Origin of the sequence: Pandoraea sp. PE-S2T-3 (assembly GCF_002179965.1) — a bacterium.
In the GTDB taxonomy this organism is placed as follows: Bacteria; Pseudomonadota; Gammaproteobacteria; order Burkholderiales; family Burkholderiaceae; genus Pandoraea.
Window position 1 is genome coordinate 383697 of sequence record NZ_NGUQ01000015.1, and the last position, 16884, is coordinate 400580.

The 16884-nt window shown below is 62.1% G+C and carries 15 protein-coding genes and 1 tRNA gene; 12 read left to right on the forward strand and 4 right to left on the reverse strand.

Translation table 11 applies throughout. The annotated features are described in order from the left end of the window. Positions 1-64: 64 nt before the first annotated feature. The 5 genes from tolB (at position 65) to CDV46_RS13975 (ending at position 4251) form a co-directional block, all read left to right on the forward strand. Positions 65-1357: a Tol-Pal system beta propeller repeat protein TolB gene (gene tolB, locus CDV46_RS13955; protein ID WP_058379525.1), complete on the forward strand. Its 1293-nt coding sequence runs from the start codon at positions 65-67 to the stop codon at positions 1355-1357. Positions 1358-1386: 29 nt separating this feature from the next. Then, a complete protein-coding gene (locus CDV46_RS13960) occupies positions 1387-1887 on the forward strand; it encodes an OmpA family protein (RefSeq protein ID WP_087688323.1) in 501 nt (166 codons plus the stop codon). Positions 1888-1897: 10 nt separating this feature from the next. Further along, positions 1898-2641: a tol-pal system protein YbgF gene (gene ybgF, locus CDV46_RS13965; protein WP_170935967.1), complete on the forward strand. Its 744-nt coding sequence runs from the start codon at positions 1898-1900 to the stop codon at positions 2639-2641. 313 nt (positions 2642-2954) lie between these two features. After that, complete coding sequence (locus CDV46_RS13970) at positions 2955-4070, forward strand: YeeE/YedE family protein (protein WP_087723076.1); 1116 nt, start codon at positions 2955-2957, stop codon at positions 4068-4070. Between the two features lie 105 nt (positions 4071-4175). Next, positions 4176-4251: transfer RNA gene (locus CDV46_RS13975), tRNA-Lys, on the forward strand. Positions 4252-4587: 336 nt separating this feature from the next. Here CDV46_RS13975 and CDV46_RS13980 read toward each other — a convergent pair. After that, positions 4588-5574 (reverse strand): hypothetical protein, encoded by a 987-nt coding sequence (locus CDV46_RS13980; RefSeq protein ID WP_254916050.1) that lies wholly within the window; start codon positions 5572-5574, stop codon positions 4588-4590. A 144-nt stretch (positions 5575-5718) separates the two neighbouring features. On the opposite strand from CDV46_RS13980, the gene CDV46_RS13985 reads away from it, so the two are divergent. Next, a complete protein-coding gene (locus tag CDV46_RS13985) occupies positions 5719-6999 on the forward strand; it encodes an NRAMP family divalent metal transporter (protein ID WP_087723306.1) in 1281 nt (426 codons plus the stop codon). 32 nt (positions 7000-7031) lie between these two features. Here the strand turns inward: CDV46_RS13985 and CDV46_RS27135 are convergent, their stop codons facing one another. Continuing rightward, positions 7032-7184: a hypothetical protein gene (locus CDV46_RS27135; RefSeq protein ID WP_170935969.1), complete on the reverse strand. Its 153-nt coding sequence runs from the start codon at positions 7182-7184 to the stop codon at positions 7032-7034. 304 nt (positions 7185-7488) lie between these two features. Here CDV46_RS27135 and CDV46_RS13990 point away from each other — a divergent pair, with 304 nt between their 5' ends. The 6 genes from CDV46_RS13990 (at position 7489) to CDV46_RS14015 (ending at position 14156) form a co-directional block, all read left to right on the forward strand. Then, positions 7489-8208, forward strand: coding sequence for a hypothetical protein (locus CDV46_RS13990; protein ID WP_087688325.1), 720 nt, complete (start codon positions 7489-7491; stop codon positions 8206-8208). 217 nt (positions 8209-8425) lie between these two features. Continuing rightward, positions 8426-9625, forward strand: a complete 1200-nt coding sequence (locus CDV46_RS13995; protein ID WP_087688326.1) for an acyl-CoA dehydrogenase family protein — start codon at positions 8426-8428, stop codon at positions 9623-9625. Between the two features lie 121 nt (positions 9626-9746). Then, positions 9747-10742 carry an ABC transporter substrate-binding protein gene (locus CDV46_RS27425; protein WP_249277524.1) on the forward strand — a complete coding sequence of 332 codons (996 nt, stop codon included), beginning with the start codon at positions 9747-9749 and terminating at the stop codon, positions 10740-10742. After that, positions 10739-11548 (forward strand): ABC transporter ATP-binding protein, encoded by an 810-nt coding sequence (locus tag CDV46_RS14005; RefSeq protein WP_254916051.1) that lies wholly within the window; start codon positions 10739-10741, stop codon positions 11546-11548. Before CDV46_RS27425 ends, CDV46_RS14005 begins: the two co-directional genes overlap by 4 nt. Continuing rightward, on the forward strand, positions 11545-12483 hold the full coding sequence (locus tag CDV46_RS14010) for an ABC transporter permease (RefSeq protein WP_087723079.1): 939 nt from the start codon (positions 11545-11547) through the stop codon (positions 12481-12483). The genes CDV46_RS14005 and CDV46_RS14010 overlap by 4 nt, the downstream gene beginning before the upstream one ends. Beyond that, a complete protein-coding gene (locus tag CDV46_RS14015) occupies positions 12480-14156 on the forward strand; it encodes an amidohydrolase (protein WP_087723081.1) in 1677 nt (558 codons plus the stop codon). Before CDV46_RS14010 ends, CDV46_RS14015 begins: the two co-directional genes overlap by 4 nt. 52 nt (positions 14157-14208) lie before the next feature. Here CDV46_RS14015 and CDV46_RS14020 read toward each other — a convergent pair whose 3' ends face one another. After that, positions 14209-15774 carry a complex I subunit 4 family protein gene (locus CDV46_RS14020; RefSeq protein ID WP_087688331.1) on the reverse strand — a complete coding sequence of 522 codons (1566 nt, stop codon included), beginning with the start codon at positions 15772-15774 and terminating at the stop codon, positions 14209-14211. 453 nt (positions 15775-16227) lie between these two features. Further along, positions 16228-16848, reverse strand: coding sequence for a flavin reductase family protein (locus CDV46_RS14025; RefSeq protein WP_087723083.1), 621 nt, complete (start codon positions 16846-16848; stop codon positions 16228-16230). Positions 16849-16884: the final 36 nt, after the last annotated feature.

Genomic DNA, 16884 nt, shown 5'->3' on the forward strand with positions numbered 1-16884 from the left:
GGTCCATTTCCATCTGAGTATGGTAAAAATGGCGCTTGCACCGCGCAACTGACCAATCGAACGCATGCGAATTTCCAGTAAATATGCATGGCGTGCGGTGGTGGCCACCTGGCTCACCGCGGCTTGCACGATCGCCCATGCGCAGACACCGCTGACTGTCGACATCACCGGCGTGGGTACCAATCGGTACCCGATCGCCGTGTCGAATTTCAAGGGCACAGCGCCGACGGACATCGTTGCCGTCGTCAAGTCCGACTTGAGCAATAGCGGCCGCTTCAATCAGATCGATACGGGCGGTGCAACGGTTGGCGTCGACGACTCGGTCGATCTCGGCACGTGGAAAGCCAAGGGCGCCAACGCGTTCGTCTCGGGCACCATCGCCCCCGCCGGCAACGGCAACTTCCAGGTGAGCTTCCGTCTTTACGACGCCGTGAGCGGCCAGCCTCTGGGCGGCCTTGCACTCACTTCGTCGGCGGCCAACCTGCGCCTGACCGCGCACAAGATCGCCGACTATATTTATCAGAAGCTGCTCGGCGATCGCGGCGTGTTCGCGACGCGTCTGTCGTACGTGCTGCATACCGGCTCGACCTACCAGCTCCAGATTTCGGACTCCGACGGCCAGGATGCCCGCGTCGCGCTGAACAGCCGCGAACCGATCATCTCGCCGGCGTGGTCGCCGGACGGCACCAAGGTCGCGTACGTCTCGTTCGAGAAGCGCAAGCCGGTGGTGTACATCCACGATCTGCCGACGGGCCGTCGTGCCGTGCTGGCCAACGAGAAGGGCAACAACTCGGCACCGTCATGGGCGCCGGACGGCAGCCGTCTGGCCGTAGCCCTTTCGCGCGATGGCAACACGCAGATTTATCAGGTCAACGCCAATGGCGGCGGCCTCAAACGTCTGTCGCGCAGCGGCGCGATCGATACCGAACCGCAGTATTCTCCCGACGGTAAATGGATCTACTTCACGAGCGATCGTGGCGGTGGTCCGCAAATCTACAAGATGCCGGCCGGGGGCGAAGGTGATGGCGCTGCACAGCGCGTGACCTTCAAGGGGAGTTACAACGTCAGCCCGCGAGTGAGCCCTGATGGGAAGTTGCTCGCGTTCATCGCTCGCCAAGGCGGCGGGTTCAAGCTGTGCGTGCAGGACATGAGTACTGGCGATGTTACGGCTCTGACCGACACCAGCCACGACGAGTCACCGAGCTTTGCCGCGAACGGCAAGTACATTCTTTATGCAACGCAATCCGGGGGCCGTAAGGTTCTCGCGGCAGTTTCGGTGGACGGGCAAACCCGGCAGATTCTTCAGGTTCGGGGAGGGGAAGTTCGCGAACCCTCCTGGGGCCCTTTCATGCAATAACATCAACAGCAACATCAATGGAGGCTCATATGAGTTCCCTGCTTCGTAATATCCTCGCCATCTCTTCGCTGGCCGCTCTGGCAGCTTGCTCGTCGGGCGTGAAGCTCGACGACCAGGCTAACGCCAACAAGGGTCAGACCACCACGGACGCCCGCGCTGTCGCCCCCGTCGACGCATCGGCTGACGAACTGAACAACCCGAACGGCCCGCTCGCCAAGCGCAGCGTGTACTTCGGCTTCGACGCGTACTCGGTCGATGCACAGTACACCCCGCTGCTCCAGGCACACGCTGCCTTCCTGGCCAAGTACGCACAACGTCACGTGCTGGTTCAGGGCAACACCGACCCGCGCGGCACGAGCGAGTACAACCTGGCCCTGGGCCAGAAGCGTGCTGAAGCTGTCGTGAAGGCCATGTCGGCACTGGGCGCCAACACCAACCAGATGGAAGCCGTTTCGCTGGGTAAGGAAAAAGCCACCGGTACTGACGAAGCTAGCTGGGCGCAAGATCGTCGCGCCGATCTGGCTTATTGATTGAATCGCCATGACGTCTCGTTTGCTTAAAAACCTGATCTGTGCAGCGACGCTCGGCACAACGCTGCTGAGCCCGCTCGCACATGCCGGATTGTTCGACGACGACGAGGCGCGCAAAGCGATCCTCGATATCCGCAGCCGTCTGGATTCAGACAAGCAGCGGATCGAGGGGCTCACGCGCAACGTGCTGGATTTGAACAACCAGATCCAGCAGTTGCAGCGTGATCTGGCCGACCAGCGCGGTCAGAACGAAGATCTGAAAAACCAGCTTGCGAACCTGCAACAGAGTCAGAAGGACTTCTACAACGACCTCGACGGTCGTCTGAAGAAATTCGAACCGCAGCAGATGACCGTCGGCGGCGTGACAGGCACCGTCCAACCGGGCGAGAAAGATGTCTTTGACGCTGCACTGGCGAAATTCCGCAACGGTGACTACAAGGGTGCGCAAGTGGCATTCCGGACCTTCGCGGCCAAGTATCCCGACAGCCCGTATCAGCCCGAAGCACAGTTCTGGCTTGGCAATGCGCAGTATGCCAACAAGGATCTGAAGGGCTCGACTGCGACGCTGCAAGGGGTCGTGGCGAAGTATCCGACGAGTCCGAAGGCGGCCGAATCGATGCTGGCAATTGCCAGTAATCAGGCCGAATCCGGGCAGACGGCGGCAGCTAAGAAAACGTTGCAGGATCTGGTGGCCAAGTACCCGGACACCGAATCGGCAGCGGAGGCCAAGAAGCGTGCGGCCAAGCTGAAGTAAGACGCCCCTCGGGAGGTTGTGCGAACCTGCTTCCCGTGTCAGGTCACTCGTCAAAACGTATGACGCCGCCCCAGGGCGGCGTTGTCGTTTCAAGGCGCGACACACTAGCTCAAGTAGAATACGGACTTTCCAAGCGTACGAGGCGCGGCGTCTCAGGGGATGCGCACAGGCCAACGGCCTGCGCGACATGGCGACCGCACCCGCGACGTGCAATCACCGAGTGTGAAATGCGCGTCAGATAACAACAATAGCCGGCTGCGCCCCGCGGCTCGCGACCATGCATTGAACGGCCGGGCACGGCCGGTCTCGCCTCATGACAGACGTCGATCTCACTGCCCTCTCCCACACCGTTGTGTGGCTCACCTTCGGCCTGGCCTTCGTGTTCGGCGCCGTCTTGCAACGCACCCACTTCTGCACGATGGGGGCTCTTTCCGACATCGTGAACATCGGTGACTGGAACCGCATGCGTATGTGGTGGCTGGCCATCGGTGTGGCCACCATCGGCACGGGTGTACTGGCCTCGCTGGGCATCATCGACCCGATCAAGGCGATCTACACGACGCCGCGCTTCACATGGCTCTCGTATCTCGTCGGCGGCTGGCTGTTCGGCTTCGGCATGGTGTTGGCATCCGGCTGCGGCAGCAAGACACTCGTGCGCATCGGCGGCGGCAACCTGAAGTCGCTGCTCGTATTCGTGATGATCGGTCTGTCGGCGTACATGACGCTCAAGGGCTTGTTTGCGGTCTGGCGTGTTGCGGCACTCGACAGCGTGCAGACGACGTTTGCCACGTCGCAGGATCTGCCGACGTTGTTGAGCGGCGTGTTCGGGGGCGACCTGCATCGTGCACAACTGGTGCTGGGGTTGGTGATTGGCGGTGCGTTTGTGATCGCCGCACTCGCGCGCCGTGAATTCTGGACGTTCGACAACTTGCTGGGCGGCCTCGTCGTGGGCGCCATCATCGTGGCGCTGTGGTACGTGTCGGGCAAGATCGGTTACGTCGCAGAAAATCCGAACACGCTGGAAGAGAGTTTCGTCGCCACCAACTCCGGCAAGATGGAAGCGTTGTCGTTCGTCTCGCCGCTGGCCTACTCGCTGTACTGGTTGATGATGTGGAGCGACACGAGCAACGTGATCACGTTGGGCATTGCGAGCGTGCTGGGCGTGATCGTCGGTTCGTTCGCCTATGCGCTCGCATCGCGCACGTTCCGCTGGGAAGGTTTTCACGGCACCGAGGACACCGCCAATCATATGGTGGGCGGCGTGTTGATGGGCTTCGGTGGCGTGACGGCGCTGGGCTGCACGGTGGGCCAAGGGTTGTCGGGCGTGTCGACGCTGGCGTTGGGCTCGTTCGTGGCGATCGTGGCGATTCTTGTGGGCGGCGTCTGCGCGTTCAAATATCAAATGTGGCGTATTGAGCGCAGCGTTTGAGGAAATTCCGCGCAGTATGCGAGAAATCGTGCGCGAACTGACATATTCGCGCCACACAAGTATTGACACTATAGCGAAGTCATCGCTATAATCTTTTTCTTCGTTGGGTCGTTAGCTCAGTTGGTAGAGCAGCGGACTTTTAATCCGTTGGTCGCAGGTTCGAGTCCCGCACGGCCTACCAAACGAATTCAAAGGGCTTGCAGAAATGCAAGCCCTTTTCTATTGGTTCTCCAGACAAGTCTGCTGCTCCGCAAGAATCATTTCGCCGGAGTAACGCGGGCACCTTCTTCCGCCTCCTCCGCTTGATCTCAACGTTTTGAACGGCTGGCCGCTATCATGCGCCGCAGTCACGCGATCAATGCACGAACAGTGCGATCAGGATAATGATTGGAATCGGAACACCGAGAAACAGGAGAAGAAGCGAACGCATGGCGGCCTCCGTAGGCGAGATGTCGGGATCGGGATAAGCGGGGATAGGCGGGGATAGGCGGGGCAGCGAGGTAACGGCATTGCGGCGTTATCGACCATCGCGTTGTCGACCGCCGAACGTGGCTGCCAGGCTCGCAAAGAACGCACCGATGAGTAGCGAAATGAAAAGCCACAGCGCCGCGTAGGCCGATGCCTTACGCGCCTTGTTGGCAGCATCTTTTGCCGCAGCCTCGGCCGCGACCAGCTTCGATTGCATGCCGGCATACGCGTCACTCACCCGCTTTTCGGCATCTTGCGGCGTCAGGCCGGTGTACTGCGCGACACGTTGCGCGGCGTATTGCATATCGCCGGCTGGCAGTGGCCCCGTACGGATGCTATGCAGAAAGATGCGGGCGACCTCGGCCTTTGCAGACACAAGCGTTGCTGCCGCTGCCCGCTCCGGCGGCGTGCTGCCGTCGGCAGGCGCCACTGCCGCGACAGTGGCGACGGCGGCGCCAGGTGCGGCCCGGAACAACGAATCCATGACATACCCAACGCCACCCGCTGATCCCGTCGCGCCACGCTCCCCGTCCGACGCCGTCGTGGCGCCCCCTGTCAGCGCGACATCGGCCAATGCAGGTGCGGCGGCGGGGACGCCCGCGTTGACGATCGAACCAATCACTGATGTCAGCAACACGGCGCTCGCCAGCGACGCAACCGCCCACGCCAGAAAACCATGCGCCGTATCGCGAAAGTAGCTTTCGTCCCTGTGAACGTCAGGCCACGGCGTGCGCAACCGACCCGCGAGATACCCCCCCATGCCGGCAGCAACCAACTGGGTCAGCGTGACCCAGAGAATCGTCGAGACACCGAAAGCCTTGGCGCTCAAGCCCTGATGCACCCAAGGAGACACCGACGAGAGCCCCAGACCGGCCCCCAGCATTAACAGGATCAATGACAGCGCCGCGGCGCAGAGCCCTCCCGCGAAAATCGCGCTCCACGAAACGGCACTGGCGGCAGGCAGCGCAAGAGCATTCACATCGCCTGCCGCGTCGGCGGGTGAGTTCAGTACGTTACGTTCGGTTAGCTGATTCATGAGGTCCTCTCGTCAACCATTGGGGTCAAGTCAAGGTTATAGGCGCCAGCAAGATTGACTTCAGTCGGATAGCGTACCGACGAGATCGACCTGCCTGCCTAGTGTGGCCGAGACAACCCGTCAGTCGCTTTCAAGGTGGACATCGTGCCGCTCGCCCCCAACGCACTCCAGAAGAATCAATCGCTTTGGGAAAAGCTCGGACCCGGCTTGATTACTGGCGCAGCGGACGATGACCCGAGTGGCATCGCAACCTACTCTCAGGTCGGCGCCGCCTTCGGCTACGGCTTGTTGTGGACCGCGCTGGTGACCTATCCGCTCATGATCGGCATTCAGATCGTGAGCGCACAAATCGGACGAGTCACAGGGCATGGCATCGCGGCCAACATACGAAAGCACTACCCGGCATGGTTGCTATACAGCCTGGTTGGCCTGTTGCTGCTCGCCAATACGATCAATATCGCGGCGGACGTCGGGGCCATGGGCGCGGCGTTGAAGCTGCTAATCGGTGGCCCGGCCGTTGGGTATGCGGTCGCGTTCGGGGTGATCTCGCTCACGCTTCAGGTCTTCATTCCGTTTCCCCGTTACGCTCCGATCCTCAAAGTGCTGACACTCGCCCTGCTTGCCTATGTCGCCACCGTGTTCAGCGTCAAGATTTCGTGGGCAGAAGTGCTGTACCGAACCGTGATTCCCCACGTGACATTCAACGTCGGCTACATCGTGGCGGTCGTCGCGGTTTTCGGCACGACCATCAGCCCTTACATGTTTTTCTGGCAAGCGTCTCAGGAAGTCGAAGTGCAGCGCGCGACCGACGGTCAGGAGCCACTGACTCAGGCCCCCTGGCAAGCATGGCGAAATCTGCGGCGGATCAAGCTCGATACGTATGTCGGCATGGCGTTCTCGAACGTGATCGCGTTTTTCATCATCCTGACGGCGGCAGTCACGCTTTACCAGCACGGGGTCAGAGACATCCAGACATCGGCGCAGGCGGCCGCGGCGTTGCGGCCGCTCGCCGGTGAATTTGCATTCCTGCTGTTTTCCGCCGGCATCATCGGCTGCGGCTTGCTGGCAGTCCCTGTGCTCGCGGGGGCATCCGCCTACGCGGTGGCCGAGGCGTTCGAATGGCGTATCGGTCTTGGCCGCGAAGTCATGCAGGCGCGTGGCTTTTATACGATATTGACGCTCGCCACCCTGCTCGGCGTTGCACTGAATTTCACCGCCATCGATCCGATCAAGGCGCTCTTTTGGAGCGCCGTGATCAATGGAGTGATTGCCGTACCGATCATGGTGATCGTCATGCTGATGGCGGCGAGGCGCGATGTGATGGGCAAATTCACGATCCGCTGGCAGTTGAAGGCGCTGGGGTGGTCGGCCACCGGCATCATGGCCTGTGCGGTCATCGTCATGTTTGCCACGTGGGGGCAGTGAGGTACGACGCACCCAGTCGATATCTGAACCGACTACCGGTCTCGCCATTGCCCGTTGTCGCGATCATGATCGTGATCGTAGCCACCGCGCCCCCCGCCGTGATCGTAACCGGGGCCAGGGCCCCACCAGCAACCGCCCAGTGTGAGCACGACGAACATTAACAGCAAACCTCGAACGACTTTCATGACGTCCTCCGTCCAGAGTTGACATCGGTACCGTCGATCGCCGGCACAGACGTCTTCAGTACCTCATCAAGGCACCTTGCGCGCCGACGCCGCCAATATCCGTCCGGTATCGCACACGGCGCGAGAAACACCTTGCCGCAACGGGGCGCGCCGACGACCTCACGGCCCAAGCCGCTAAAGTTTCCATCGCACATGCCGAAGTAACGTTCTGGCTCCGGACGACGTGTCGGTAAATATCAGGCCGTCTGATGGGGAAGCGGGTGCGGGAAGTCACCCCGATGAATCAATGCTGCGGAGAATAGGCATGTCGGTAAAAGCGGTACTGGGGGTTCTGATGGGCGTTGCTGTCGTCAACACGGCGGGCGCCGCCGATTCGGGAAGTTGGATCACGGCGGCGGAGTCGCCCGGTTACACGTGGCAGGCGAAGAAAGGCAGCGGCGGCCTGATGAACGTCGATGGCAAGAAGAACAACGGCTACAAATATCTGTACCAGACCCGCAACAAATCGAAAGGCACCTACGAATACGGACAGGCCTTCGTTCTGCTGGAATCCTGCAAGAAGGGCTACGGCTACGTCTACTACAACGGCATGGAAGGTCAGTTCTTCGGCAAGGATGCTTTCGTGCGCTTCGGCCCCTCCGTCGCCGACAATCTCGGCAGCCTCGCCTGCCTGAGTTGGGATGACGATACCGGCAAGGTGTCGAGAAAAGACAACGACAACGTCTGGGAAGTGGGTTCGGTCGCGGAGAAATCCGGCAATCGCTACATGCTCAAGACCGATACGGTCCAACGCCGCAGCTTCAAAGGCAAACCGTCGATCGCCGCGCTGTCCCGCAAGGATGACCTGAGCAAGAAGACCTTCTCGTACAGCGAATACGTGATCGCAGTTGCCGACTGCCAACGCGGCTTCGGCACGATGTACGAATTGAATTTCGACGGCACTGTCATCGATAAATCCGACGTCGCTCTCAACGGTGACTCCGTGATCTCCGGCCTCACCGGCACACTTTGCGGCAAGCTGTAATCCCCACCTTTCAAACTGCCGGCCACCGCATCACCCGGCCGGCAGCCCCATCAGAACAGCCGTGCCGGCAACCCGCCACGACGGCCTCGCAGATAACCTAATACGCAAATATTGGTTTGGTTCATGTACCGCGCTCCCTATAGTGCGTCGGGTGGCTGTTCACGCCTGTTCAGGCCACCCCGGACTATCAGACAAGCATCAGACGAGTAGTGGAAGCATGGATGAGCCTTTCCTTGACGAATGGGTGCCAGCACACCCATTCGGTGAACACGCAGCAGCAGTCATCGCCGTCGCGAACGCGCTGAGATCTTCGGCAGCGCAACGCGATCGAGACGGCGGTACGGCCTGGCACGAGCGAGAAGTGCTTCGCGACAGCGGCCTTCTCGCCCTCGCCGTCCCGCGCGACTTCGGTGGTCTCGGTGCCGACTGGCCGTTGATCCTGCGCGCAGTACGGCGTCTCGCCGTCGAAGACAGTTCACTCGCCCATCTCTTCGGCTTCCAGCATCTGCAAGTCGCGTCCATCCGCCTGTTCGCCTCGCCCGAACAGCAGACTCACTATCTCGGCAGCACCACCGAACATCGCTGGTTCTGGGGCAACGCCGTCAATGCCCGCGACACGCGACTCACCGTCACACGCACATCGACGGGCTTCGAGCTCAACGGCATCAAAAGCTTCTGCTCGGGCGCGAAAGGCTCCGACATGCTCAACATCTCGGTCACGCTGGGCGACGCCCCCGGCGATCGCCTCTTCCTCGCGATCCCAACACAACGCGCCGGCATCACCGTCAATGACGATTGGGACAACCTCGGGCAACGACAGACCGATAGCGGCACGATCACCTTCGATCGCGTCGCCGTCAGTGCCTCGGAAGTACTCGGCCCTCCCGGTGTCGCCAGCAGCCCGCGCGCCACGCTGCGCAATCTGATCGGGCAACTCATCCTCACGGAAATCTATCTCGGCAATGCACTGGGCGCGCTAAGAGACGCCATCGGCTACGTCAGGGAACGTGCTCGCCCGTGGGCCATGGCGGGCGTCGCCACCGCGAGCGACGATGCGTTGCTGCAACTCCGCACCGGTGGCATGTGGCCGCGCCTGAAAGCCGCCGTACTGCTCGCCGACGACGCCCTCATCGAATTTGAACGCGCTTGGCAAACAGGCCTCGATCTGAGTGCACAAGCGCGTGGCGACGTTGCCCTGCGCATCAGTGCAGCACGCCTGCACGCCGGGCGCATCGCGCTAGACATCACTGCCGACATCTTCGAACTCATGGGCGCGAGCGCCACCACGCGTCGGGACGGCTTTGACCGCTATTGGCGCAACGTGCGCGTGCACACGCTGCACGATCCCCTCGACTATCGACAGAAAGCGCTCGGACAGTGGCTGCTCACGGGGCAGCTTCCCGACCCTTACGGCTAAAAGCCGCGCCTATGAATCGACATATCGACATATCGACATGACAAGAGAACAGCCCATTCCGGGCTGCGATGACTGACCACGGTAACGACAAAGAAGGCTGATCATGAATGAGAAGTTGAGCATGGATCGTCGGGGATTCGTCAAAACGCTGGGCGCGCTCGGCATGGGGCTGAGCCTCACGCCAGCCGCCCGCGCGGCAGACAAAATTGTGGTCGCGGAAAGCCAGGGCTTCAGCTGGGCGATCCCGTATCTGGTCTCGAGCAAGAACTACTGGCAGCCGCAGGGCATCGAGGCAACAACGTTGGCCTTCACGTCCGGCCGACTCGCGTTCGACGCCGTGCAGGCAGGCAAAGCCCAGTTCGCCACCACCACGGACAGTGTCGTCGGCCTCGCGGGCGCCAACGGCGTCAACACCGTCATCGTGGCGGAGTTCACGCGACTGTCGAGCGGCATGGTGGTCGCGGCCCGCACCGATCGCGGCATCGACACGCCCGCGCAGCTCAAAGGCAAGCGTATCGCCACCCCGCTTGGCACCAGCGGGCACTACTTCCTGTCGCGCTATCTTTCGCTGTGGGGTCTCAGTCTCAAGGACGTAACGCTGGTGAACGTGGGCGGTGGCGATGTCGTCTCGGCCATCGGGAAGAACGGCGTAGACGCCTTCGCATGGGGCTTCGATTCAGGGCAAAAGGCCGTGGCCGATTACCCCGGACTGGTTCGCCTGCTCCCCGACACGGGATTGGAAAAAGTCTTCGTGAGCCATTACGTGCTGACCGCCCCGGAATCGGTCGTGCGTCAGCAGCCCAAGCTGGTGGAAGGCGCCGTGCGCGCGCTGCTGGCGGCGGAGAAGTTCTATCGCGGACAACCGCAGGAAGCCGTCGCACTGGTAGCAGAACGCACGAAGACCTCAGTGGCCGCCACACAGGCAGGTTTCGGCACCATGCAAGTCGGCGTGCGCCTCGACAATCGCCTGCTCGACGACCTCGTGCTCAACGGCGAATGGGCGATCAATGCCGGTTTGGCCCAGCGCCCGAAGGAAGATTTGCGGACGCTGTACAAGAAGCTCGTCTACACCGACGCGCTCAAGGCCGTGGCACCAGACCGGGTGACGCTGTCGTGAGCGCCGCCCCGCGCGCCGCATCGCTTGCGCCAGCGACGCCTGCGGTCTCGATACAAGGCGTTTCGCAGCTATACACGACGCGGACCGGAGACCTGAACTGGGCGCTGACCGACGTCGATCTGGAAATCAACGACCGCGAGTTCGTGTGCGCCATTGGCCCCAGCGGCTGCGGCAAGACCACGTTGCTCAACATGATTGCCGGGTTCATCAAGCCGACCTTGGGCACGGTCTGCGCACATGGCCAACCAATCGATGGCCCCGGACCGGATCGCGGTGTCGTGTTTCAGGAATACGCGCTGTTCCCGTGGTTGTCCGCACGGCGAAACGTGGAATTCGGCTTGAAGCAGCAAGGCGTCGACCGTTCACAGCGACGCGCTCGCGCAGAAGCGCTACTCAAGCTCGTCGGACTGGCGCATGCAGGCGATCGCTATCCCTTCGAGTTGTCGGGCGGCATGCGCCAACGTGTCGCAGTTGCACGCGCGCTGGCCACCGAACCGCGCGTCCTGCTCATGGACGAACCCTTTGCCGCCATCGATGCACTGACGCGTGCGCTTCTGCAAGACGAACTGCTGCGCGTCTGGCGAGAGCTGGAGCTTTCGATCTTCTTCATTACGCACAACATCGAAGAGGCAGTATTCCTCGCACAGCGCGTCGTCGTCATGAGCCCGCACCCGGGGCGCATCCACGAAATCATCGACGTGCCCCTGCCCTACCCGCGCGAGCGCGGCGACCCGGCGTTTGGCCATATCTACGAGCGCATCAGCCGGGCTTTCGAATCATTGAACACGACGGAGAGCGGAGCGTGAGCGCCAACCCTCAATCCAACACCGCCAACCTCGCTCACTTCACCGACATCCCGGAAGTGCGAGCGAACCCGGCACCCTCGAAACAGGCGAGCCATCAGGACGCGCTCAAACGCCGTGCCATCGAAGACGCCGTACGGCAAAAGCGCCGCACCCGCCATTGGAGCGCCATTGGCAGGCAATCGTTGCTGGGCGTGCTCGGCTGTCTGATCTTTCTGGCGATCTGGGAGGTCGGCCCCCGCCTGATCCCGGGCATCAATCTCAACATGTTCCCGCCGCCGTCTCGCGTCGCGGGCGTGTTCGCCGAAATGACTTGGGGAACGGGCGAAATATGGCCGCACATCGCCGCGAGCCTGCAACGCGCGCTGTGGGGTTTCCTGCTCGGCTCATCGCTCGGCGTCATCGCGGGCGTACTGACCGGCCATTTCGCCACGCTGCGCCACCTGAGCGATCCGGTGCTGCACGGGCTGCGAGCCATCCCGTCCATCGCCATCGTGCCGCTGGCGATCGTGTGGTTCGGTCTGGGCGATCTCTCCAAGGTCATGCTGATCGCATGGGGCGCGTTCTTCCCCGTGTGGATCAATACGTTTTTCGGCGTGCGCGATATCTCTCCGGCGTACCTTCGTTCGGCGGCATCCCTTGGCACGCGTCCGATCGCGATTGCGCTTCAGGTGGCCTTGCCGGCAGCACTGCCGTTCGTGTTCGCCGGACTCCGGCAGGCGACGTCGGTCTCGTTCGTGGTCCTCGTCGCGGCCGAGCTGGTCGGTTCCGAGAAAGGGTTGGGCTACCTGATTTCGTTCGCGCATCTGGTGTTTCGCGTCGACATCATGTTCGTCGGCCTGATCTATCTCGGCGCGGTGGGTTTCGTCGCCGATCAACTGTTTGCGTGGCTGCTGCACCGGATGTTCCCGTGGTACGGGGCGGAGGCGAAGCGATGAGCGCCAAGGCCGATCTCATCCTGCATGGGGGGCAAGTCCTCACCATGGAGCGCAACGCCGCGCCTGCGCAGGCCGTTGCCATCGCAGGCGATCGTATCGTCGCCGTGGGCACCGACGCCGAGGTGCGAGCGCAATCGCAAGCGCCCCACACCCAATTGATCGACCTCGATGGCCGGACCGTCATCCCCGGCGTGATCGACGCGCATGCGCATATGGAGCGCGAGGGGCTGAAGACCTTGCGCCCGTCGCTCGCCCACGCACGCCAGTTGTCCGACGTACTCGACGTCATTCGACACGAAGTACAACGCGTTCCCAAAGGCGAGTGGATCATCACCATGCCAGTGGGCCAGCCGCCGTTCTATTTCGACGGCCCGCTGACGCTCGCGGAAAAGCGCATGCCGGATCGCTACGAACTGGACGCCGTCGCGCCCGATCATCCGGTGTACATTCCCGGCCTGTTCGGCAACTGGGGCGTCCCGCCGGGCTTTAGCGCGCTCAACTCGCTGGCGCTCGCGCGCAATGGCATCCATGCCGACACGTGCCCTGATTGCGATGGGATCAACATCGAGATCGGTGCCGACGGCAGGCCTTCCGGCGTGATCGTAGAGACCAACAAGCGGCCGTTGATCGAGTTCTCCGTGCTGTCTCAGGTGCCCGCCTTCAACTTTGCCGATCGGCTCGAAGGATTGCGCCGCTCGCTGCCGCTGTACCACGCCTTCGGTACGACGAGCGTGTACGAGGGCCACGGCTCCGCGCCGGAAAGCATCGCCGTCTATCGCGCGCTGTGGGAGGCGGGTGAACTGACGATGCGCACTCGCCTGTGCGTCAGCCCCACGTGGAACGATGCGGCCGAAGCCCGTCTGGCCATGCGTGACTGGCTATCATTTGCACGAGGTAACGGACTGGGCGACCCGTGGTTCTCGGTTTCCGGCGTATTCATCGGACTGGGCGGCTCCCCGGCGACCGCACGTGCCGTGCGCAAGGTGCTGCCGAATACCGGATGGTCGGGCTTTGTCGAATGGGCCAACCGGATTGAAGATTTCAGCGACTACGCGTGGCTCGCTGCCGAATTCGATCTGCGCGTGCACAGCGTCGTGATCGATCGGTTGAGCGAGGTGCTCGACGTGTTCGATGCCATCGACAAACACTTCCCGTTAGCGGGACGGCGCTGGGTCGTGGAGCATGTGGGACGCACCGATCCGGCAGATTTCGCGCGCATCAGGCGCCTTGGCCTGCGCGTCACGACCATTCCGTTTTACATGCTCTGGAAGAACGGCGCGTCACGTCTGCAAGAAGACGGCAACGGCAATCACTTCGTTCCGCAGCGCGCGCTGCTCGAAGCGGGCATCGACATCGCCTCAGGGAGCGACAACATTCCGGTGAGCCCCTTCAGCGCGGTATGGGCCAGTGTCGTCAGAACGGAACGCACTACCGGCCAGATCATCGGTCCCGACCAACGGCTGACTCGCATGCAGGCGCTCGAGACGGTCACGCGCAACGGCGCCTACCTGAGCTACGAGGAATCGCTGAAAGGCACCCTCACGGTCGGCAAATGGGCCGATCTGGCTGTGCTGGACACCGATCCGCTGACAGCCTCTGACGAAGCACTGCTCACCGTGCAAGCCAGCCTGACGCTCGTCGGCGGCCAGGAAGTGCATCGCACCGGCGAATAAAAAGAGGGGGCATGCTCGCGCTTGCCCCCTCTCGCTACACAACCCGCGACCTTCAGGCCGCCGGCTGCACCCCCTTCACCGTCACCGAAGCGCGCCCGGCGGCGTCACCATGCCGGCGCCCTGCCACTTCGCTGCTCCCCGGATCGTTGGCCGGCAGACGATGTTGTTCGATCCCCTGCACCACCTGAATCGCGGTCGCATCGATGCCGTCCGTCAGCGGCTTCGGATCAAGACCGATAGCCAGCACCATCACCGCCATGGCGCCTAGCAGCGCAAATTCGCGACGGCTCACATCCTTGAGCGACGCCACGCTCGCATTGCCGACACGTCCGAAGATCACGCGCTTGTACATCCAGAGCGTGTAGGCCGCACTGAGCACCAGCGTCAGCGAGGCGAGCGCACCGATCCAGAAATTGGCCTTGATGGCGCCCATCAACACCAGAAACTCGCCGACGAAACCCGACGTGCCCGGCATGCCCACGTTCGCCATCGAGAACAGCATCGCGAACGCGGCAAAGCGCGGCATCGTTGCCGCCACACCACCGTATGCGTCGATCGACGAGCTACCCGTGCGGTCATACAACATGCCCGTGCACAGCAGCATGGCCCCCGAGACGATGCCGTACGAAATCATCTGCATCACCGCGCCGTCGGTGCCCATTTCCGAGAACAGGAACAGGCCGAGCGTCACCAGCCCCATGTGCGCCACCGCCGAATACGCCAGCAGCTTGCGCAAGTCGGTCTGCACCAGCGCCACAAGGCTCGCGTAGATCACCGCGATCAGCGACAGCACCACCATCACCGGCGCGACGAAGTGGCTCGCATCGGGCAGCAGCGGCAGATTGAATCGCAGCAGGCCATAGCCGCCCATCTTCAACATACCGAGCATGACGGCCGCGCCCGTCGGACCATCGAGGTGAACGTCGGGCAGCCACGTGTGCACCGGCCACATCGGCACCTTGACCGAGAACGCACCGAGGAATCCGATGAACAGCATCACCTGCACCGCCAGCGGCAGATGCAGTTCGTGCCAGCGGGCGATATCGAAGCTCTGCGTCTGCATGTAGAGATACAGCATCGAGAGCAGCATCATCAACGAGCCGGTCAGCGAGAAGAAGAAAAACTTCACTGCCGCGCGCGTGCGATTGGCCCGCCCGTACACACCGATCAGCAGATACAGCGGCAGCAATGTGGCTTCGAAGAACACGAAGAACAACATGCCGTCCTGCGCGGTGAACACGCCCTGCATCAGCCCGGAGAGCACGAGGAAGCTGCCGAAGTACGCGCTCATGCGCGTGGTCACTGCGCGCCACGACGCCAGCACCACGATGATGGTCGTCACGCCGGTCAGCGCGACGAGCCAGAGCGAGAGGCCATCGATACCGACGTGCCACGACGCATCGAACGACGTGATCCAGCGGAAATGCTCAACGAACTGCATATCCGCCACGCGCGTGTGAAAGCCGCGCACGAGCGGAATGATCGGCAGCGCGGCAACCACCGCTGCCACGAGCGATGTCCAGCGTACGGCATTGGGATGGCGGTCCTGCCCGAGCAGCATGATGAGCGCGCCGGCCAGAATGGGTGTCCAGATAAGAAGCGACAGGATGGGAAACATGGGGGGAGAGTCCTGGTGTGCTGCAACAAAAACAGAGAGCAGAAGCTCTCCATCGACGCAGCCAGGCACGAATCGACCCCGCACGCATCACCCATGGCGATGCGCGCTAATCAAGGCATATCAATGCCCGCAGGAAGGGACGCCAGGCGCGGCGGCGTCAATGAAGGTCGCAAGCATACGCGGCTCGAAAACATTTTGCATCGCAGCAAATTTTACAAATGATTGCGAGCGCATTATCCGACGGCCGGTCGATGAATGAGGGCGTACGCGCAGCCCCGCCCCGCAACGTCCACCGGTGGACGCGACGAAACCCGCGACGGTGTCAATCGCGCGCCGCGTCGATTTCGTCAATAGCGCATTGCGGAAAATGCAGGGATTGGGAGAGATGGCGAGCGTTTGCAAGACGTGAGCGAAGGAACGCCCACGACTTGCAAACGATGCAAAGCGGGAGGATTACGCTTTCGGCCGGCGCAGATCGAACATCGGGCCGATTTCGGCATAGTCGCCGAGATAACCGGCGCGCATGACCGGATGCGCCTTGAGGGTATCGAAGGTGCCGTCGTCGCGCAGAAACTCGCGGCGGATATGCACACCGACCACCTGCCCGAGCGCCAGCCAGTTGTTCATCGGCTTGCCCTCGAGATCATGCAGGCGAACCACCTGCAACAGCTTGCATTCGAGCGATGCGGGCGACTCGGCGACGTGCGGCACGCCCACGTTGACGCCGGGCGCTTTCGTCAGCCCGGCCAGCTCGAACTCGTCGACATCGCTCGCCACCGGTGCAGAGGACTTGTTCATCTGCTCGACCAGCGACTTGCTGGTCAGATTCCAGACGAACTCGCGCGTCGCCTCAATGTTCGAGATCGAATCCTTGAAGCCTTCGCTACAGAAGCCGATGATCGGCGGGAACGTCGCAAAGGCACCGAAAAAGCTGTACGGCGCGAGGTTGACCTGCCCTTGCGCGTCGCGGCTGGAAATCCAGCCGATGACGCGCGGCGCAACGATCGCCTTGAACGGATCGTGCGAGAGGCCGTGGCCTTGGGCGGGGTCGTAGAAATGAACGTCGTTTGTCATGGGGGCGGAAGGTGTCAGCGCAATGATCTGACGATG